This window comes from Vibrio mediterranei (assembly GCF_900088415.1).
In the GTDB taxonomy this organism is placed as follows: domain Bacteria; phylum Pseudomonadota; class Gammaproteobacteria; order Enterobacterales; family Vibrionaceae; genus Vibrio; species Vibrio mediterranei.
Genome location: NZ_FLLQ01000004.1, coordinates 407723 through 428966, shown reverse-complemented (window position 1 = coordinate 428966; position 21244 = coordinate 407723). Strand labels below are relative to the sequence as shown.

The following is a 21244-nucleotide window of genomic DNA, read 5'->3' as shown; positions in this document are numbered from 1 at the left end:
TTTGGACAAAGACGCTTAAAAAGCGTGTTTTTAGTCATTATTTATTAACCAGCGCGGTGTTACATTGATTGTACGTGGATGGTTTCTAAATAGATGAGCATCAAATGTAAATAATCTCTTTAGAATACATTTACACTTCTTGACGTTACTCCTCGTATTACTCGCTACACTATCTGTAGTTTTTACACTGAAGACAAACACGATGAAAAACAAAACAATAATCGGTTTGCTGGCACTGTCTATTCTTAGTGCTTCACCAGCAACCTTCGCCAAAAGGAACGTTGGCTCCAAGGCTATCTCAGTAGTGACTGAACCTGTTGCCATCCATCAAGTTTCTCAATCTCTCTCATTAGTTGGCAAATTAGAAGCGGATCAGTCAGTTATTATCGCCTCGGAAGTCAACGGTATCGTCGATGAAATCAAAGTCACCGCTAACCAAAAGGTTGAAAAAGGTCAGCCTTTGGTCTTACTTAATGACGATAAAGCGCGAGCTGCTGTCGCTGAAGCAAAGGCTTATACCCGTGATCAAAAGCGTATCCTTGCTGAATTTGAGCGTCTAGTAGACCGCAATGCAATTACTAAAACCGAAATTGATGCACAGAAAGCTGCGGTAGAAATTGGTAATGCACGATTAGACGCGGCTAATGCCAATCTGAACGATCTTTATATCGAAGCTCCCTTCACAGGTACAGTGGGCTTAATTGACTTTAGCCGAGGAAAACTGGTCAGTGTCGGTACTGAACTGCTGACTTTAGATGACCTCTCGACGATGCAACTCGACCTTCAAGTTCCTGAACACTACTTACCTATGCTTGAAAAAGGTATGGATGTGACCGCCAGAACATCAGCATGGGGTACACGTATTTTCACAGGTAAAGTGGTTGCAATCGATACCCGAGTGAATCAGGAAACCCTCAACCTTCGAGTTCGTATTCATTTTGAAAATGATGAAAACCGTTTAAAACCAGGCATGCTTGCGCAAGCTAGAATGGAATTTCCACCAATTGAAGCACCGATCATTCCAGTACAGGCTTTGGAATATTCGGGTACTAAGCGTTTTGTTTACGTCGTTGATGAAAACAACAAGGCACATCGCACGGAAGTATTCTTAGGCGCGCGCGTTGGTAACCAAGTGGTGATTGAAAAGGGTTTAGAAATCGGCCAGCGTATTGTGGTTCAAGGTATCGTAAATATGCGTGATGGTGCCTCGGTTCAAGAAGTGAAATCCGAACCGACAGCAGGTCGCACCGGTGACAAGCCAGCGGGCAATGACAAGGAAGCGAGCTAATGTTGTTATCTGATGTTTCTGTTAAACGTCCGGTAGCGGCAATCGTATTGAGCTTGCTGCTCTGCGTGTTCGGTATTGTTTCCTTTAGTAAGCTCGCCGTTCGTGAAATGCCGGACATTGAAAACCCAGTTGTTTCTATCTCTACTCGTTATGAAGGGGCATCGGCTACCATCATTGAGAGTCAGATCACCTCTGTGATTGAAGACCAACTTTCTGGTATCAGTGGTATTGATGAAATAGAGTCGACCACGCGAAACAGCATGTCACGTATTACAGTGACATTTGAACTCGGCTATGACTTGAATACCGGTGTCAGTGACATTCGTGATGCCGTAGCCCGTGCCCAGCGCGCACTTCCGGATGAGGCGGATGACCCTCTGGTGTTTAAGAACAATGGTAGTGGTGAAGCGTCACTCTATATCAATCTTAGTTCTTCAGAGATGGACCGCACTCAGCTTACTGATTATGTGAACCGTGTTTTGGTCGACCGTTTCAGTCTTATCTCTGGCGTGAGCTCGGTGGATATTTCAGGTGGCCTGTATCAGGTAATGTACATTAAGCTCAAGCCTGCCTACATGGCTGGTCGCGGTGTGACAACGTCAGATATTACCTCGTCGCTACGCAGCGAGAACATTGAAAGTCCGGGCGGCGAAGTTCGAAACGATGCCACTGTGATGTCAGTGCGTACCGCACGCGCCTACAATACACCTGTCGATTTTGAATATTTGGTAGTTAAGCGCGCTAGTGATAATACGCCTATCTACCTAAAAGATGTTGCTGATGTTTATGTGGGCGCAGAAAACGAAAACTCGACCTTTAAGAGTGATGGCGTCGTCAACGTTAGTATGGGGATTGTGCCGCAATCGGACGCAAACCCGCTACAAGTCGCTGACTTAGTTCATAAAGAAGTAGAGCGCATGCAGCAGTTCCTTCCACAAGGAACGAGACTGGCGATTGACTACGATTCTACCGTCTTTATCGACCGCTCGATTTCAGAAGTGTATAACACGCTGTTTATTACCGGCGGTTTGGTTATCCTCGTGCTTTACATCTTTATTGGCCAAGCTCGAGCTACTTTGATTCCAGCCGTGACGGTTCCAGTGTCGCTTATCTCGTCTTTTATTGCGGCATATTTCTTTGGCTTCTCTATCAACTTAATTACCTTAATGGCACTGATCCTTTCAATCGGTCTGGTGGTCGATGATGCCATTGTGGTAGTCGAAAACATCTTCCACCATATCGAAAGAGGAGAGTCACCTCTATTAGCGGCCTATAAAGGGACGCGTGAGGTAGGGTTTGCTGTTATTGCCACTACACTGGTTTTGGTGATGGTGTTCCTGCCTATCTCATTTATGGATGGCATGATCGGGTTGCTATTTACTGAGTTTTCGGTGTTACTGGCGATGTCGGTGATCTTTTCCTCATTGATTGCATTAACGCTAACGCCGGTGTTGGGAAGCACTATTCTAAAAGCCAATGTAAAACCGAATCGCTTTACTCAGTTCGTCGACAAGGGGTTTAGAAAGCTTGAGCGCGGTTACAAAGCGGCTTTGGTTAAAGCCCTTCGATTGAGATGGATGGCACCAATTATCATCGTGGCTTGTATTGGCGGTAGTTTCCAATTGATGCAACAAGTCCCTGCCCAATTAACACCGTCAGAAGACCGTGGGGTTATTTTTGCCTTCGTTCGCGGTGCCGATGCGACCAGTTATAACCGTATGGCTGCAAATATGGACATCGTTGAGAAACGTCTTATACCGCTATTAGGGCAAGGTTTCTTAAAGTCGTTTAGTATTCAATCGCCTGCGTTTGGCGGTAATGCGGGTGACCAAACGGGCTTTGTTATCATGATTTTAGAGGATTGGAATGATCGTGATATCACGGCACAAGAATCTCTCAATGTGGTGAGAAAGTCTTTGGCGGGTATTGCCGATGTCCGTGTCTTCCCATTTATGCCGGGTTTCCGAGGCGGGTCGAGCGAACCTGTGCAGTTTGTTATTGGTGGTTCGGATTATCATGAGCTACAAACCTGGGCGGATAAACTAGAGTTGGCAGCGGAACAGTCTCCGTTTATGGAAGGGGCAAGTACCGACTATTCTGAGAAAACGCCTGAACTTGTTGTGACGATTGACCGTGAGCGTGCCGCAGAGTTAGGCATTAGTGTGTCTGATATCTCGGATACGTTAGAGATCATGCTTGGTGGTAAAAGTGAAACCACCTATGTAGAACGCGGCGAAGAGTATGACGTGTATCTGCGTGGTGATGAGAATAACTTTAATAACGCCAATGATTTAAGTCAGATCTATATGCGAACTAAGTCCGGCGAATTGGTTACTCTGGATGCGGTGACTTCCATCGAAGAAGTGGCGTCATCAATTCGTTTGTCACACTACAACAAGCAGAAATCGATCACCATTAAGGCCAACCTATCGGACGGTTACACATTAGGTGAAGCGCTCGATTTCATGGACCAACAAGCTGTGGAAATGCTTCCTGGTGATATCTCAGTAAGCTATGCGGGTGAATCGAAAGATTTCAAAGAAAACCAGTCCAGTATCTTAGTCGTGTTTGGTTTGGCTCTGCTGGTGGCTTATCTCGTACTAGCCGCTCAGTTTGAAAGCTTCGTAAACCCTCTCGTGGTAATGTTTACTGTACCTATGGGCGTATTTGGTGGCTTCCTAGGTCTGGTAATCATGCAGCAAGGACTGAATATTTACAGCCAAATCGGCATGATCATGTTGATCGGTATGGTGACCAAAAACGGTATCTTGATTGTAGAGTTTGCTAACCAGTTACGTGATAAAGGCGTTGAGTTTGAAAAAGCTATTATTGATGCTTCAGCACGACGTTTACGTCCCATCATGATGACGGCATTTACTACGCTCGCGGGTGCAATTCCGCTGATTCTGTCTACTGGAGCAGGCTATGAAAGTAGAGTCGCAGTGGGTACGGTAATATTCTTTGGTATGGCTTTCGCTACCTTAGTGACCTTGTTTGTAATCCCAGCGATGTATCGACTTATCTCTGCTAAGACCAAAGCGCCAGGGCATGTTGAAGCCGAACTCAATAAAGCGCTGAGTCACGATGTAAAAGCACGAGCCAGCCATGGCGAGTTAACCGACAACTAAAACCACAGATTAAATTAAAATCACGGTTTAAATTAGTCTCATAAAATGCTCAGTTTCGACTGGGCATTTTTTTGTTTGTTGGTTAGGATTGTTGAGTACAAAAACAATCAATAAGGAAAGTAAAGTGGCTGAATTTAAATACAAAGATCTTCCTCAAGAGCAGCAAGATAAACTGGATGCGGCGGTATTTCGTAAGCTGTTGACTCACCTTGATGAAAACAAAGATGTGCAGAACATCGATCTGATGATTCTTGCAGGATTCTGCCGTAACTGTTTTAGCAAATGGTATAAAGCAGAAGCGGAAAATGAAGGATTGGCGCTGGACATCGATGACGCCCGAGAGCGTGTTTACGGTATGACTTACGATGAGTGGAAAACTAACCACCAACCTAAAGCGACACCTGAACAGTTGGCCGCGTTTGAAGCGCGTCAAAACAAGAAATAGTCATTAGATTCTCTTCCTCTTGAGGAAGAGAATTACTTTTTTGTGATAGCCATTTAAGTCGATAAATCAAAGCGAGGCACTTACCCGTCCATACCCTAATCGGGGTATACCCACTGCCACTAATCACAACTTACTCTTTAGTCCATTTCTATTTAGCACCTCAATGCTAACGTTAATAAAGAATAACAAGAACCGCAGTGGTCATGATTTATGTTTGCATCCAAAAAACAGTTACTAAACACTCAGCAGCAGTTGCAACAGCAAAAACAACAGACGGACACTTTTGCTTGCCAGATTGAGCAATTGCAGAAAGAGCTAGCGCTTCGCGAGCAAACTATCGAGCGACTGGAGCAGCAGCTGTCTTCGCAGAAGGCTCGTTCGCGTCGATTCTTAAATAGCGTGACGACGCAAATGATCTCCACCACCGCCAATATTGAACAGGCTAATAACCAACTTATTGCTCAAAGTGATCAGTTGCAGGCTAATCTTGGCGTGTTTGAAAGCACACAGCAGCAGTTGCATGCTATGTATCAGTCGTTGGATGAAGTCTCTCAGTCAGCGGCAACGAGCAAAGAAACCGTCGCAGCTCTTCAGGTACTTACCAGCGATATCACTCAGTTTATTAGTATTATCCACCAGATATCCGAGCAAACAAATTTACTGGCGTTAAATGCTGCCATTGAAGCCGCGCGCGCTGGTGAGCATGGTCGTGGTTTTGCAGTAGTAGCTGATGAGGTGCGCTCTTTGGCGGGTAGAGCCAATGAAGCCGCCAGTGAAATTTCGGGATTGGTTGAACGCATTGAAGGCAGCACGAATCGAGCGGGAGATAATATTGAATTGGTCTCAAGCCAAGTAACGGAAGCGTCACGAGGCGCGGCAGAGATAGTTCAAGATACCCAGTCTATTTTGTCTCTCTCATCTGATACGGTAGATGTGATTTACAAAAGCACAGTAGATATTTACGCTTCAAGCGCAATCGCACAATACACCAATATGTGGACGACTGCCCATTCTAAGCTCATCGGCGCCGAATACGAACATTCGCTATTAGAGCTCAAAGAACACGAAACCATCTTTGGTCAAATAGTGGCTCATCATGATGAAACCCGCCAGTTAGCGAGTGTTGGTGGGCCTTTGCAGTTTTTCGGTGACAAAGCCAAGTCTTATCATGATTGCCTGCAGCACGTGGCGAATGATGAAGCTGATGTGGAACTGATTGGCCAGTTAGATGATAGTTATAGAGACCTTGTACACTATATTTCGGAAGCTCAAGAGCGTGTTAAATCTGATTATCAGCGCTATTAATACTGTTTGAATCGTAACAAATAAAAACGCCACTTCGCTTACCGAAGTGGCGTTTGGTCTTCATTGAAGATTAAGCCAGTTCACCTGTCGCTTCGAAGCTTGCTAGCTTGTCAGTGTAAGGTTGTAGATCGCCAATGTTGTTATTAATCCACTCTGCATTGTAGTAAGTGTCTAGATAACGCTCGCCACTGTCACATAGTAGGGTGACAATAGAGCCTTTCTCGCCGCGCTTTTTCATTTCGCCAGCCAATTGCAACACACCGTATAAGTTAGTACCTGTCGATGCCCCGACTTTACGACCTAACATTTTCTCCAACCAGTGGATGGTAGCAATACTTGCCGCATCAGGAATGGTGCGCATTTCATCGACCACACCTGGGATAAAGCTAGGCTCCACACGAGGGCGGCCAATGCCTTCAATTTTGCTACCACAGTCACCGGTAATATCAGCATTACCTGTTTTGAAGAAGTCATGGAACACGGAATTCTCTGGGTCGACAACACACAATTTAGTGTCGTGCATTTGATAGCGGATAAAGCGTCCGATTGTTGCAGATGTACCGCCAGTCCCAGGGCTCATTACTACCCATGTAGGAATCGGATGATCTTCTAGCTCCATTTGATTAAAAATAGAGTTGGCAATGTTGTTGTTACCACGCCAGTCTGTAGCACGTTCTGCGTAGGTAAATTGGTCCATATAGTGACCGTTAAGTTCTTTCGCTAAGCGGTGAGACTCGGCATAGATTTGGTCAGGACGATCAACTAGGTGTGCTTTACCGCCATAGAATTCGATTTGCTCGATCTTCTTACGAGCTGTGCTCTTTGGCATAACCGCGATAAATGGCAAACCAAGTAGGCGCGCGAAGTAAGCTTCAGAAACCGCAGTGCTACCTGATGATGATTCAATAACCGTCGTCTTTGGACCAATCCAACCGTTACAAAGTGCATAAAGGAAAAGAGAACGCGCTAAACGGTGCTTTAACGAACCAGTAGGGTGTGTACTTTCATCTTTTAGATAAACATCGATACCCTCGATGCTTGGAAGATCGAGTTTGATGAGGTGCGTATCGGCTGAGCGTTGGAAGTCTGCCTCAATTTTACGGATGGCGTCATTTACCCATTTTTGGTCGTTGTGCATAGTTGAGCGTCCTATTTTCTTTTTAATATGGTGATAATTTACCTACATACCCAGAGAAAAACTTTGCTATATTGTCTGTGGTTTTGCAAATTAGTAGAAAAGTTTTCTACTTGGAGAGTTTGGTGGATATAGATAATACTGATAAAAAGTTGCTTGCACTTTTACAACAGGACGGCACCTTGTCACTAAATGAGTTAGCTGATGCGGTAAATTTAACAACTACACCGTGTTGGAAGCGACTAAAAAAACTCGAAGATCAAGGAATCATTGATAAACGTGTTGCTTTGCTAGATCCAGAAAAGCTCGGCTTGTCATTCACCGCTTTCGTGCAAGTCAAAACGACTGATCACTCACATGAGTGGTATAAAGAATTTGTCGAAACCGCATCACTTTTTCCGGAAGTGATGGAGTTTTATCGCATGGCGGGTGAGTATGACTACATGATGAAAGTACTGGTTAAAGACATGAAATGTTTTGATGAGTTCTACAAAAAGTTGGTCAATAGTATTGATGGTTTGTCTAATGTGACCTCGACATTTGCCATGGAACCGTTGAAGTACACCACAGCGTTACCGATACGTTGATTCAGTAAAAGCTCTCAACTTATTGCCATCAAGCTTGCTTCGTCTGAGTAATCACTCTATAAAACTAGACTAGATTCATATCAAAATTGGCAGGCAAAGGAGTGTCGTATGCTGCATCAGCTAATGGTGTCGGTAAAAAAACCGTTTATTAAAATGGTACCAGTGCCTAAGCCAGAGTGCTTGTCGGGCTCTGGTCAAGTACTTAACGTCCCATCACTATGTCATCAGTATTCAGTGAAAAGGCCGTTAGTGGTAACGGATGGAGTGTTGAGAAAACTGGGGCTGCTCGATGATATGCTTGCCGCATTGGACGCCGCCGCTATTGAATACAGTTTGTTTGATGAAGTCCTTCCTGACCCCGACTTTGCCACGGTTCGCAAAGGCGTTGAGCGTTATAAACAGCAGAGTTGCGATGGCATTATTGCGTTCGGAGGTGGGTCACCAATGGACTGCGCTAAGGCGATTGCTGGCAGTGCGAAATCTAACAAAGATGTCTCTAAGCTGACGGGATTGCTCAAAGTACACCGTCCACTGATGCCAATTATTGCGATTCCAACAACAGCAGGCACAGGCTCTGAAGGGACGGTAGCGGCGGTAGTCAGCGATGTAGAGTCCAAAATGAAGCGCTCTATTACCGATCCGTTCTTAGTCCCGAAAGTGGCGGTGTTAGACCCTGATATTATGTTGGGCTTACCCGCACAAATTACCGCAGAAACGGGGGCGGATGCCTTAACTCATGCCGTTGAGTCTTATCTGAGCCAATATTCAAATACCTTTACTGAAACGTGCTCAATCAACGCAATTCAAGCGATTTTCGACTATCTTCCAGCTGCTTATCTGCAAGGTAGTGACAAAGTCGCGCGAGAAAAAATGGCCATAGCGAGTTATGAGGCAGGTTTGGCGTTTACCCGAACTTATATCGGCTACGTTCATGCAATTGCCCATCAATTAGGGGCTTTTTACCATGTTCCTCATGGTAGGGCGAATGCGGTGGTATTGCCCCATGTACTTCGATTTATTGAACAAAGAGATAACGCAAGACTGACAAAACTGTCGTTGGCCTTGGGATATAAAGACAGTCATCACTTTATTGAAAATGTCGATTCGTTGCTCCGTACTCTGAATATTCCAACGGTGATACCGGAGCTTAATAAGTCCGACATTCCTCGCTTGGCAAAACAAGCAATTAAGGAAGCGTTTGGTGAGTATCCGGTACCTGAAGAGATGACGGTAGCGGAGTGCCAACAACTATTAGACACATTACTTGATACAGGAGCGCATTAATGAGTGCAGTTGAACTCAATGAACAACAGATGATAGAGCGACTTCAAGAACAGAAAGCCGCATTTAAAGAGTCTCCTTGTATTAGTCGCGAACTCAGACGCGTCAACCTGCTCAAACTGGAAAAAATCCTGCGAGAGAATCAATCTGAGATCTGTGAAGCCATCGCTAAGGACTTTGGGCATCGTTCTTCAACAGAAACAGCGCTGCTAGAAATTTTCTCTTCCATTGATGGCATTATTGATGCCAGAAAGCAGCTAAAAAAATGGATGCGTCCAAAACAACGTCATACTTCAGTTTGGTTCTGGCCTGCGAAAAATAAAGTCGTGCCTCAACCGTTAGGTGTCGTTGGGATTATCGTACCGTGGAACTACCCTCTTTATTTGGCTGTAGGGCCCATGACCGCTGCGTTAGCTGCGGGTAACCGTGTCATGGTAAAGATGTCGGAGAACTCAACTCATCTCTGCCAAGCTTTAGCGCAAGCATTTTCCAGTGCGTTTACCAAAGATGAAGTGTGCTTTATCTCCGAAACTGGCTCGACGGGTCAAGCGTTCTCAAAACTGCCATTTGACCACCTTATCTTTACTGGTTCAGGTGCTACGGGCCGTAAGGTTATGGCTGCGGCAGCAGAAAATCTAACACCGGTGACCTTAGAACTGGGCGGAAAATCTCCAACTATCATCGCACCAGATTACGATGTGAAGAAAGCACTCAAACGCATTCTTGGCGGCAAAGTGTATAACTCTGGGCAGACATGTGTGGCTCCGGATTACTTGTTAGTGCCGGAAGACAAGCTCAAGCATGTGATTAAAGCGGCGAAATCAGTGATGAAGAGTCGTTATAAAACTATTAACCACCCAGATTACACTGCAGTGATAGATGAGGTGTCGTTTACTCGCCTTAACGAGACGCTTCAATCTGCGAAGGAAGGGCAGGGCGAGGTGATTAACCTTATCCCAGCAAGTGAGCCAGACGCTCAGACTCGACGTTTTCCTTTACATTTAGTGGTAAGCCCCGCTTGCGATGAGCCAGTCATGACCAGAGAGATTTTTGGTCCTATCTTGCCAGTACTGACTTACAAATCCATGGACGATGTTTACCATTTCATTAATGAACGTGACCGACCACTGGCGCTGTATCTATTCTCTGATGATAAAGAACTGCAACAAGCGGTGTTGGAAAACACCATGTCCGGCGCGCTAACCATCAATGATGTGATGCTTCATGTGGCACAGCATGATTTGCCGTTCGGTGGTGTAGGACCAAGTGGTATGGGACATTATCATGGGCGCGAAGGGTTTGAGACTTTTTCTAAACTGCGTCCAATCATGCACCAAGGCAAGATGTCAGCGATTGGCTTTTTGCATTCACCTTACTCAGGGTTCGCTCGTCGTGTGGTGAATTATCTAATCAATCGAAAGTGGGGCAAGTACCCTCACTAACCTGAGAATCAGAGTAAGAACGAAAAGGCGGGGATGATTCCCCGCCTTTTTTATTAGTATCGTGACGTTTCATCGGTAAAGCGCATAACCCCTTCTTGAACTGAAGAAGCAATGAGCTCGCCTTTTTGGTTGAAAATTTCGCCACGAACCAATCCTCGAGAGTTACTAGCGTTCGGGCTATCTATTACGTACAACAACCACTCATCCATTTTTACAGGACGATGGAACCATATGGAATGGTCGATGGTAGCAACCTGAAATTTAGGGGTTAACAAGGTAACACCATGGGGGTGCAGTGCGGTGGTTAAGAAACCCCAATCGGATGCGTACCCAAGCAGGTACTGGTGGATAAGCTGATTGTCTGGCATCTCACCGTTCGCACGAATCCAAAGGTATTGTTTGGGCTCTGCCTTCTCTGGCTTCAATGGATTGATGACGGTCACCGGACGCATTTCAATCGGTTTTTCACCGCAAAAAGCTTTGCGAAGCTTTTCTGGGAGAAAGTCAGCGATTCGTGCTGCCAATTCAGATTCTGAAGCGTAGTTTTCCGGGCCTGGTATTTCTGGCATGGCGCTTTGATGCTCAAAGCCTGGTGCTTCACCATGGTAACTCGCCGTTAAGTAGAAAATGGGGCGACCATTTTGGATGGCTTTGACGCGGCGAGTACTAAAACTCTTGCCATCTCTCAGATTTTCCACATCGTAAATGATGGGCTTTTCCGGGTCACCGGGGTAGAGAAAGTAACTGTGGAAGGAGTGAACTGTTCTATCTTCAGCTACGGTATAACGCGCTGCAGACAACGCTTGTCCAATCACTTGGCCACCATAAACTTGCGGTAAACCAAGGTTCTCACTTTGCCCTCGGAACAAGTCAACTTCGAGCTGTTCTAGCTGTAATAGTTCTAATAAATCGCTTAGTGGTTTACTCATAGCACCCATCTTTTATTCATAACTTTATTAGCCAAGTGTGGGTTTTGCTGTCAATTTCGTCAAGCAGATAAAAATGTAGGAATTGGGTGAATTTATTGAAAAAAAGCGTGTTTTTGTTAAGCGAGATACCGTATATCTGATATGTTTATTGCATATTGTTCCTGTTTTTTGCACAGGTCGTAATCAAAAACTCAAGAGAGGCATCATGAAAAAGACACTCATCGGCACGCTGGTTATTGCTTTAGGTCTAGGCTTGGTAGGGTGTCAATCTGCACCTCAATCAGACGCAGCATCTCAAGTTGAACAACAGAAGAAGATGGAAGACAGTATGTCATCAGTGAAAGGCACAATTGCTTACAGAGAGCGTATTGCATTACCGCCTAATGCCGTTGTGACAGTGAAACTTCAAGATGTATCGCTACAAGACGTTGCTGCCACAGTGATCAGTGAGCAAACCTTTACAACCGATGGTGCACAAGTGCCGTTTGATTTTGAGTTAAGCTACGACATGGCGGATATCAAAGCGAAGCATACTTATAGTGTGAGCGCTCGCATTGAAGTAGATGGCAAACTGCGTTTTATCAGTGATACCTCATACCCTGTTATCACAGACGCTAACCAAACAGCAAACGTAAATATGATGTTAGTTGGTGTGCGCTAATACCTATCACTGGATGGCAGTTATGGCTGCCATCCAAATTCTTTCAAACGAACCCTACCTTTGATTGAAAACGCCACGCCTTCCTCCATTAATCGCGCTCTTTGTCTTAAGAAATCATCTCCTTTTAGCGATATCTCTCCTTTGCCATTAATCACTCGATGCCAAGGTAATGCACTACCTTCAGGTAAGTTGCCTAATGCTTTGCCAACATGGCGTGCATAACCCGGATAGCCCGCCATTTTTGCAATTTGACCGTAAGTCGCGACTTTTCCAAGTGGAATTTGGTGAATTACTGCAAAGATTTGCGCCTTAAATTGATCCATACTGAAGGTGTCCTAGTTCATTTTGCCAAGGATAGGTAATAAGGAGGAGCTATGGTATTTTCCGTTTTTCAATTCATAATCACAAGTCTACTTGTTGTAGTTTGTGCTAGAACGATCAGCGTTACCGAAGGTGATATCCCTGTGCTAGCGATGATGATCCCTGCGCTGTGGATCTTGCCTCAGGGTGGCATAGCAGGACTGATGCTGCTTGCTTCAATGGTGGTATATGGCCTCACTTTACCCCTTCAGTCTATTGCGATGTCGGTGGCGGTTTGGATACTAATCCCAGTATTTTCTGTCGCGTTTTCCAAACGAAGTAATATATGGGTCGTCAGCATCATAGGGCTCATAGTCTTGACCCTCAATGTTGGGATTATGCTCACCCAATCGGCGGGTAAATTAGGTGGCACCCCTATGGTGACACTTGTTCAAGCTTTCTCAGTTTTCGTTGCTTGGTATGCGGCGCGAAACTGGAAAGGTTCAACGGAGCATAGCTGGTGGTCATTAGCATTGATATTGCCAATTTGGGCGGCCGGTTTGCCATACGCCGCGTTGGTATCTTTGTGTATTACCGGAATTTTAGCTTCGATGGAAAGTCTCGGAAGACTTAAAACATTTCGTTGGAACAAGCTGTTGTGCTGGACACTGCCCACGGTAGGTTTTGCCGCTTTAGTCGTAGTGCCATCGATAGAAGTACCTAAACCAGTATTTGTTGTTTGGCTCTGTTTGTTGGGCACAGCATGGATGACCGATTACATTCTTAGCATAGATGAAGAACAGCAAGAACCTTAAAGCTCTTTTTGAACAAGAAAAAGCGCAGACATTGACTACAGTGTCGGCGCTTTGACTATTCTGTAAGCACTTAATCTACTTAGGGTACAAATTTGCGGTGATGGCCTTGCATTCATCGTCACGATACCTGATAATCCTCCCACGCCTTGCAACAGTGACCCTTCACCAAGCAACGCAACAAAATCTATGGAGGCCCTGGTCCTCCCGCAACAATAGCTCGTGAACTCGGTCAGGTCCGGAAGGAAGCAGCCGCAGCGAGTGACTTGTGTGCCGGGATGTGGCTGGGGCTTCCACCCATTGAAAACGCCGCTTTTATAAGCGGCGTTTTGCTATCTAAATCTCATCAGAGCTTCGCTAATTGCCGTCTTTCCTGTGCCAGCAGGAATCTATCGATAGCGCCCACCTCCGTAAACTGCCTAACGGGGCTAGTTTAATTTGCTCCATTTCGTGTTTCAAAACATCCCCCAAAAATTACCGTCATTCCCTTGAAAAAGGGAATCTCATTCAGCGCGTCCCGCAGCCGAGTGACGTAACTTAGTCGCCAATTTTCAGTCACCTACACGTGGTAGGAGGTCCTCACTTTCGTGAGGATGACGGCTATAGGGGGCATGTTAGAAGTGAAGGGATGTAGAGCATTTCTGTCCAAAAACGATTTAGGCCGCTAACTAAAGTAGTGTGATCACCAATCGGTCCTAGTGACTTGGCTGTACGTGAATGGCTGTAAACTTACTACGTAGAAATTCGAGGCGAGTTAGAATTTACAGACTTCTGTTGCGAGCATCACCATATAACGTTTAGTCACTTTTAATCGACGAGTTACAACGTACCACAACTTCCAACAGCATAGAAAACCCGACTGGTACTGAACTTACGTACTGAGTTATGCGCTATCCAATCTAGTAATCATCCTTTGAACAACTTTTTACTAATTGAATATTATTTATTAGCTATCTTGCCATTTAGAAAGGAGTTTTTTAGCTACAACTTTGCGATTTCTAATTTGTTCACTCGATTTGTGCAACAAATCTTGTTCATAAAACCTAGAGCTAGCGTTCTTCAATTCTTAGTCAGATATAACGTGCTTATCCAACGTATCTTTAATCTTATAGGCTTCTTCAGCCAGTGTCTTTATTATTTCACACAGTTCTAATTTATAGCCTACGAAAGATAATTCGTTAGGGTAAATAGTGTGATATTCATAAGAGTCGCTTATGAAAATAGCTCTTAAATATTCTTTAGTTATACTGTGTAGATTTGGATAGTGTGTAAGTATTATACTCACTTCGTGTATTTTTGCTTCTAGTAGAACTCCAATTTTACTCGACTTTACTATATGGATGTCATAGAAGTTCATGGATTTTAGTATAGGGATTAGCTTGTCTTTCTGAATGTAAATATTTTCGGGTAAGTCATGGGGTAAATTTATGGTGATTAAACACATATGATATTTACCTACGGTTTATTAATTCTTCGATAAGTTATTATGATCTCTAGTTAAACGCATAAGTACAATCACTATTGGTTATCACGGTGATAACTGCAAGTTTCTTTTTTGGAGTGCTAAGCTATGCACCCAGACTCTAGAAACAAAAAAAAGATGAAGTTATTTTCTATTTTACTACTCGTTCTGATTATTACCGGATGTGGATCTGAAAAGACACCGGGAGATGACAATGGACAAAAAATACTCCAAAGTATCTCAATAATGTTTGAACAAAATAATTCAACAGGGACCTTAAGCTACTCTATACCTATTGGCCATAGTAAACAGTTGATAGCAAGGGGCTTATATGATGATGGAAGTACAGTTGATATAACAAGTGTTGTCAGCTGGAGTTCTTCTAATCAAACTGTAGCAACAGTAGATAAAAATGGATTATTGAAAGCTAAAGAAGAAGGAAGTTCTTTAGTTACAGCACAGTTTGATGGAATCCGAAGTAACGCCCTTTCTGTGACAGTCAGCGCTGCTGAGTTGCAGGAGTTGCAGGTGACGCCAGGCTTAGTCTCGTTAACTAAAGGAGCTACTCAACAGTTAAAAGCGGAGGCATTTTACAATAATGGCTCAAGTCGTGATGTAACAGAGTCAGTGAGATGGCAATCTTCTAATGGGGAAGTAGCTACGGTAGATCTTCACGGTATGTTGAAAGGCACAGAAGAAGGTAGCTCCTTGATTACGGCCCAACTCGAAGGTATCCGAAGTAATACAGTAACGGTTACGGTGACATCGAGCGGTGAAGAGTTGACACCTATTGAGGATGCACTAAAAACAGGTGATCATAAAAAAGTACCGAATATAGAGCTTTTTTATGATGAGATACTTGCTGAAGTTGATGATAAAGATTACGGCGAAATAGGCGAAGCAGTTTGGAGTGTTATTAGTAAGTTTAGCGATCAATCTTTTAGTTTTGACACGAGAAACTGTCCACATTCAAACAGAAACGAATGTGACATTGAAGGCTTTAATGAGGAGTTCTTTAACTACTACCAACAGATTGTTGAATACCTAGTAGATATCCAATCAGTAAAACAAGTTCGCATCTTTGAAGTCCCTGGTTATAGGTTAGAAAGGCTATTAGTTCTACTTGGCGATAAGCTGAGAGAAGAGGTTGCTTTTCCTATGTTCGCACATAGTACAGACACTTATACGTTTATTGGTGCGTTACTTTCCGATGGTTTAAACTATGATTTGCGAGCGCTAGTTTATCCACAAAATGACTTGGGGATTAACAACTCCGCCTATAATTTAGCAGAATTAACAGCTATCAGTACGCGTTTACTCATGGTAAATAATGGAGTTCCAGTGAGTGCATACGCTATACCGGGACAAGAAGTCACCGTTATTAACAATAGTGAGCAGGACGTCTATCTAGCGATAGGACGTCATATGTGGAATTCAACAACACCATTTGATCAAAATAGGCTTGGTTACTCTCGACCAAGTGACTTTGCCTTGCAAGCCTCGTGGACTAATGGGGAGGATGAACTAGTTAGAAAAATAATCGTCCCTAGCGGTAGTAGTGAGAAGTTTAATTCTTCTACAGGGGGAAATGTTTGGGTAGTGGGTAAGACTCCTACTGGTTCAATCTTAGATTTAGAACTTCAGAATATTGCACTTGGTTCAGTTGTAAGTCCTTATTCAAATGAAATTGAGATAAATACCTTTAAAGACTCCGTTAACCGAGAGGTGTTTCCTTATTATATTTTTTCAACAGATAATTCAAATGATGTTTATCACCACCAAGTATATAAAGATCTATTTGAAAATGAACCTGTTGAGAAGTTACTCTCTGATGCAGATTGGTTTAGTCAGAACTATCCGGCATATGGATACAGGCACGGAGAAAACGTAAGGCAAGTCTCTGGTATTCAGGGCTTTGTCACAGGATTAGGCCTTGATATGGATGCTCCTTTACTTGACTACGTTCAAAGTTTCTATTATCCGACAGACGTGTCGATTTTTTCAACATCATCGTTTAATGATCCTGTAGGCTCCAGTTACGGTAAGTTTGCTCCAACGAACACAAGTCCAGCCTCCCATACTGATGGTTCTCTTATTTATGGTCACTTAAACTTTCATGAAAAAGCCCATATCTTTCAAGATAACGACACACAATTCATGCCATGGAGACCTGTTTCTGGGACTGAAGCGACAGTCAACTTGATCGCATGGTCTTTAACCTATGAATACAACAAAAACCATTATGAAGCCCCTGATTTCACGGAGGCTCAATGTTGGTCAAATATCCACTTCGATGATTTTATAATTGCTTTGGGTTCAGCCTATCAAACGGATGATCCACATCAGGCAATGGTGGATCATTGGAACGAAAAAACCGGGACTTATTTTCGTGGTCAATATAATATTTTTCTACAAATGATGGTTGCCGCAGATAAAACTGAGGGCTCAACAGCGGAGTTTAACCAATTATTTCAACGTACCTCTATAATGCATCGAAATCTCAGAGAAGCACTTGAAAGTGCAGCTTTATGGGATAGTCGAGCTCAATCTCTAGGTTTTGCTGGATTAAATAGAGAAGACGTTAAGGATTGGGAGCTAAATGATATCTTATATGTTCTATTTTCATCCGCAGCATCCCTCGACTATTACGACTTATTACACGGCCTTGGAGTTGTTATTGGTCAAGATGCTCGTGATCATGTTCGTTCCGCTTCATATACTATAGTTGATGCTAAGGTATATGACATATCAGATTGTAAATGGGCTACTCCACCGTTATTTACTAGAGACCTACCGGTTGTGATGGAACTAAAAAAATATGAGAATGTCGCGCTGGGTAAGCCTGTTACAGCATCATCATATAACCCCAATAGAGAACCATATTATGCAACAGATGGTTCCTATTCGACTCATACAGAGACTACAAATAAATTGACTGAAGAGTGGATAGAAGTAGATCTTGGATATGAACATAATTTGGATTCTATTTCTGTAGTTAATTTCAATCATAGTGCGTATTGGGAGCGATTTAGCGGAACAGAAGTACATGGTTTTAATAGCAAAAGAGAGTTGAAATTTGAATCAGGAAAGCTTAATGCCATGGACAGGTATAGCGTTACTTCAAATGAACGTTTCGAAGATATCCAGTATATTAGAGTTTTCAAAACTGGAGAGGATAATATGGTGGTCCAAACTTCTCAAATTGAAGCTGTAATATATGATAAATAAATTCTAAGTGTATAGAGCTTAGTTTGACTGAGCTCTATATTTCAAATGTAAAGATGTTAGCTATGTAATCTGGACCTGGAATAAGATGTTAAAATTAGTCTATTAGATATTGTTGTCTTATTTTGTGAATATTCTATTGCATATTTTATTTAGCTCATTAATCATTTTTGTATGTCGATTTCTGACATGAAAGTATCCATAAATTGTTGTATTTATCCCTATTTTATCAACGAAGTCTATATCTACAAACTTTAAGTCCGGATCGTTCTCTGGCAAAAGAAACTTAGAAGCGGGGAATGCAATGTCCGTTTTTTTAACTATGTTTATTACAGCCGAAGGTAACTCAGTTCTAAAAACAACATTTATATTAGCCAAGTAAGACTGTTTGATTACTTCAGCATAAGATATAGTGTCATTCCAACCAGCCGCAATCAGTGTTGCTATTTCATAATAGGTCCTAGAACTCTTCAAATCATTTAGAGAAATATTATTTTTATAGATGAGAGACTGTTTTCTTACTATTAATTTAAAATCATCTTTGACTATAGGGTGATTATAAATTTCTTTTGTTTTTTTTGCGAGCTCATAACTAATCGCGTAGTCTATTTCGTTTGTTACCAACCTATCTATGCTAGATGAGTTGAAATTTACTAACTGGACTTGTGTATTTGGGGGTATTTTCCTTATTTCTTCAAGTAGTTCATTAGCTATCCCTGATAGAAAGTGAGGGGATACAGCGATTTTAATGACGTCTCGAAAGATTGGCTTTTTGCTTGAGTCATTATCGTATACGGAGTTCTCTATTTTTGTAATTAGTGGCTCAATTTCGTCATATATATCAATCGTTTTTAGTGTTGGGCTTAACCCTCGTTGAGTCTTAACGAACAGCTCATCTTCGAAATATTCTCTGAGTTTTTTCAAAGATTTACTTACTGCAGGCTGAGTTACCATTAATCTTTCAGCTGTTTTACCCATATGTCTCTCTTGGGTCAATACAACCAACACTCTGAGCAAATTTAGGTCCACTTTCTTAAACATTTCTTTGGGCATTAATTAGTTCTTCTTATATTTCTGTGCAAGCCGAACTTACTCTAAATGGTGATTGAATTATATTCTTTCTTTGAACTTGTGGGACAAGATCACACGATATTTATGTTAACATATATACCAATAATCAGTTATTTTTTAGTATTGTATCCCCACATATAAAGAAGCATTGCTGTGATTTGAAAAAAAGTTCATGAACTCATCATCCACACCTGCTAATTGTTCTAGCATGATGCTAAGAAATAATTAGAAGGCGAATAATAAAATACAGTATCAAAAGTTCTATACAGAAATATGAAGTAGATAATTATTGATGTGAGTACACTTTCTCGTTGATTCAACTTATTACTTATTGCATGCAAAATTCCTTAATAGAAATTTAATCAGAACAACCATACTATATCGACGATCAAACTCTTCGCATGACTTCGGCATAAAAATAGCTTTAGGGTATTGATTTTACTGAAGCTCAGTGTTGTGTTTGAGAATTGTTCAATACCTTTCCGAGTTAGACTGGCCTTAAGCTATTAGTTTGCATAACATTGTATAAAATGGTGCTCATCTCTGCATAAGCTCAAAATGATTTTATATTAAGTGACTCACTGCTCATAAATACAATACATTACAAAACCACATACTGAATCGATTCAGGGGTTACTTTATAGCTGTCTCTAGCCGCTCATTTTACTATCAAATCCATATTGTTAACCTCTCTGGAGAGCTTTGTTTAGAGCTTCTACGCTAATGCGACAATAATGTATGGCTTTGTAAACTGCCATTGTATAACAACTCATTAACGTAGTAGTTTGATTATATAACTGTCAGTTAGAGTGAACTCGATCGCTGGTAGGTAAGCATGCGTTATGTCCAAGGAGAGTGAACCAATTATCTAGAGTATTATGAGGTAGATGATGAGTGCAGAGCTGAGACGTAAAATAGAAGAGTTATTGGTGATCGCAAAGCAGGAAGGTGTTTCTATTTTGGGGTTAGTTGATTCGGCTGATGAAGCACAATGCCAGATTTTTCGGAGCATTGAATTGAACTCTCGTCAGGGTATCAGGGCGTTAGATGACATCGTCATGGGACAAAAGTGTCTTGCTGATGGAAGTGCTTGTGATACCTGCCACCAATCTTGCAGGGAAGACCCTAGTTCAGAAATCCCTAAGGTTAGTTCGACACTGCTCTATTTGGTTAAATAGTCACAGGAAGCGTTTTTAACCCAGCGTTACAAAAAGAACGTATTCGCGCATATTGGGTATTTTGTTTGCCTTTTCATTGATGACATCTTCAATAAAACCACGCCAAATAGTGAGCCTCCTCCAACTTCATTTTTATTTGCCAATGCCTGTTTAAATTAAGGCTAGACTCAAAATTCATCGTGGCTACAACCACATAACTTTATCAGCTGAGCAGATGACACTCTAGACACGGACGTTATGGTACTAGACGCAAGCTGCAAAGTGAGAGGTGAATTATGGCAGAAATTACTCAACTCCTTCCCGCTTTTCCTGGATTCGCAGTGCAATATGACCCAAGTAAGAACCCTTACTTCAGAGTGATTATGGAAGAGAACCTTCGCAAGCTAAAGCAGGTTTCAGCAGGTAAATCATTACTTTCATCGATTCAAGCGGCGACACCTGCTTTTCGTGGTTCTTTTCCTCGAGGTGTGAACGTAATGTGTGTTCCGACACACCTTCACTTTACCCAAAGTGGCTACAACCTTGAGATTGAATACGCACAAGATTACAGCCAAAAGCTGACAGGCATGACACCTTCAAACCTCGCCAAACACGCACCTCAAGGATGCCCATTCTGGATCTCTGGAGGCAGCCACAATTCCGCTTTAGATCAAAAATCTGCCACCAACGCCACGGGTTCCGTATGTCATATGCGTTTTACCAACGTTCAGGTTGTAACCCGAAGAGGTGAGAAGGCAGAGCCTTATGTGGTGTTAGCTCACGAGCTGATTCATTCTTTACATTGTCTTCAAGGTATTAAAATGGATGGTCGAGACGAAGAGTTATGGACGACTGGGCTCGGAAAATATGAAAATAACCCAATGAGCGAAAACGTATTTAGAGCTCAATTTGGCTTAGCGAAAAGACAGCGATATTTCTAAATTTTCTTCACAGTTTTATTGACCTTCCCCTTAGGGGAGGGTCTACACTCAAGAAGATTTTTCGTAGAAGGCTTG

General features: G+C 42.7%; 16 protein-coding genes and 1 other RNA gene. 13 read left to right on the top strand and 4 right to left on the bottom strand.

Annotated elements, in window-relative coordinates; translation table 11 throughout:
- Nucleotides 1–202 precede the first annotated feature (202 nt).
- The 4 genes from VME0621_RS14365 to VME0621_RS14350 all read left to right on the top strand — a co-directional run bounded on the left by VME0621_RS14365 (nt 203) and on the right by VME0621_RS14350 (nt 6166).
- Entirely contained in the window at nt 203–1288 is a 1086-nt protein-coding gene (locus VME0621_RS14365) for an efflux RND transporter periplasmic adaptor subunit (RefSeq protein WP_081875878.1), read from the top strand.
- The gene (gene vexH, locus VME0621_RS14360; RefSeq protein ID WP_062463244.1) at nt 1288–4416 is read left to right on the top strand and encodes a vibriobactin export RND transporter permease subunit VexH; all 3129 of its coding nucleotides are present in this window, start codon (nt 1288–1290) and stop codon (nt 4414–4416) included. Before VME0621_RS14365 ends, vexH begins: the two co-directional genes overlap by 1 nt.
- A gap of 124 nt (nt 4417–4540) precedes the next feature.
- Nucleotides 4541–4861, top strand: a complete 321-nt coding sequence (locus tag VME0621_RS14355) for a DUF1244 domain-containing protein (protein WP_006071398.1) — start codon at nt 4541–4543, stop codon at nt 4859–4861.
- A gap of 210 nt (nt 4862–5071) precedes the next feature.
- On the top strand, nt 5072–6166 hold the full coding sequence (locus tag VME0621_RS14350; protein ID WP_062463247.1) for a methyl-accepting chemotaxis protein: 1095 nt from the start codon (nt 5072–5074) through the stop codon (nt 6164–6166).
- A 70-nt stretch (nt 6167–6236) separates the two neighbouring features.
- Here VME0621_RS14350 and VME0621_RS14345 read toward each other — a convergent pair whose 3' ends face one another.
- Nucleotides 6237–7304 carry a PLP-dependent cysteine synthase family protein gene (locus VME0621_RS14345; RefSeq protein ID WP_062463250.1) on the bottom strand — a complete coding sequence of 356 codons (1068 nt, stop codon included), beginning with the start codon at nt 7302–7304 and terminating at the stop codon, nt 6237–6239.
- A gap of 122 nt (nt 7305–7426) precedes the next feature.
- On the opposite strand from VME0621_RS14345, the gene VME0621_RS14340 reads away from it, so the two are divergent.
- The 3 genes from VME0621_RS14340 (at nt 7427) to VME0621_RS14330 (ending at nt 10611) form a co-directional block, all read left to right on the top strand.
- Nucleotides 7427–7888, top strand: a complete 462-nt coding sequence (locus VME0621_RS14340) for an Lrp/AsnC family transcriptional regulator (protein ID WP_006071395.1) — start codon at nt 7427–7429, stop codon at nt 7886–7888.
- 108 nt (nt 7889–7996) lie between these two features.
- Nucleotides 7997–9172, top strand: coding sequence for an iron-containing alcohol dehydrogenase (locus tag VME0621_RS14335; RefSeq protein ID WP_062463253.1), 1176 nt, complete (start codon nt 7997–7999; stop codon nt 9170–9172).
- Nucleotides 9172–10611, top strand: coding sequence for a coniferyl aldehyde dehydrogenase (locus VME0621_RS14330; protein ID WP_062463256.1), 1440 nt, complete (start codon nt 9172–9174; stop codon nt 10609–10611). The genes VME0621_RS14335 and VME0621_RS14330 overlap by 1 nt, the downstream gene beginning before the upstream one ends.
- 53 nt (nt 10612–10664) lie before the next feature.
- Here the strand turns inward: VME0621_RS14330 and tesB are convergent, their stop codons facing one another.
- Complete coding sequence (gene tesB / locus VME0621_RS14325) at nt 10665–11540, bottom strand: acyl-CoA thioesterase II (RefSeq protein WP_038222333.1); 876 nt, start codon at nt 11538–11540, stop codon at nt 10665–10667.
- 205 nt (nt 11541–11745) lie between these two features.
- On the opposite strand from tesB, the gene VME0621_RS14320 reads away from it, so the two are divergent.
- Complete coding sequence (locus VME0621_RS14320; protein ID WP_006071391.1) at nt 11746–12201, top strand: YbaY family lipoprotein; 456 nt, start codon at nt 11746–11748, stop codon at nt 12199–12201.
- A 20-nt stretch (nt 12202–12221) separates the two neighbouring features.
- Here VME0621_RS14320 and VME0621_RS14315 read toward each other — a convergent pair whose 3' ends face one another.
- The gene (locus tag VME0621_RS14315) at nt 12222–12524 is read right to left on the bottom strand and encodes an MGMT family protein (protein WP_038229849.1); all 303 of its coding nucleotides are present in this window, start codon (nt 12522–12524) and stop codon (nt 12222–12224) included.
- Between the two features lie 51 nt (nt 12525–12575).
- On the opposite strand from VME0621_RS14315, the gene VME0621_RS14310 reads away from it, so the two are divergent.
- The 3 genes from VME0621_RS14310 (at nt 12576) to VME0621_RS14295 (ending at nt 18003) form a co-directional block, all read left to right on the top strand.
- Nucleotides 12576–13316, top strand: coding sequence for a VP0952 family biofilm-associated protein (locus tag VME0621_RS14310; protein ID WP_038229851.1), 741 nt, complete (start codon nt 12576–12578; stop codon nt 13314–13316).
- 193 nt (nt 13317–13509) lie between these two features.
- Nucleotides 13510–13606: signal recognition particle sRNA small type (gene ffs / locus VME0621_RS14305), an RNA gene on the top strand.
- A 1307-nt stretch (nt 13607–14913) separates the two neighbouring features.
- Nucleotides 14914–18003 carry an Ig-like domain-containing protein gene (locus VME0621_RS14295; protein ID WP_197498260.1) on the top strand — a complete coding sequence of 1030 codons (3090 nt, stop codon included), beginning with the start codon at nt 14914–14916 and terminating at the stop codon, nt 18001–18003.
- Between the two features lie 117 nt (nt 18004–18120).
- On the opposite strand, the gene VME0621_RS14290 is transcribed toward VME0621_RS14295, so the two are convergent.
- Nucleotides 18121–19041, bottom strand: coding sequence for a LysR family transcriptional regulator (locus tag VME0621_RS14290; RefSeq protein WP_256200726.1), 921 nt, complete (start codon nt 19039–19041; stop codon nt 18121–18123).
- A gap of 917 nt (nt 19042–19958) precedes the next feature.
- On the opposite strand from VME0621_RS14290, the gene VME0621_RS14285 reads away from it, so the two are divergent.
- Both VME0621_RS14285 and VME0621_RS14280 read left to right on the top strand, forming a co-directional pair.
- On the top strand, nt 19959–20249 hold the full coding sequence (locus tag VME0621_RS14285) for a hypothetical protein (RefSeq protein ID WP_062463268.1): 291 nt from the start codon (nt 19959–19961) through the stop codon (nt 20247–20249).
- Between the two features lie 275 nt (nt 20250–20524).
- Complete coding sequence (locus VME0621_RS14280) at nt 20525–21169, top strand: type III secretion system effector protein (protein ID WP_006071363.1); 645 nt, start codon at nt 20525–20527, stop codon at nt 21167–21169.
- Nucleotides 21170–21244 lie beyond the last annotated feature (75 nt).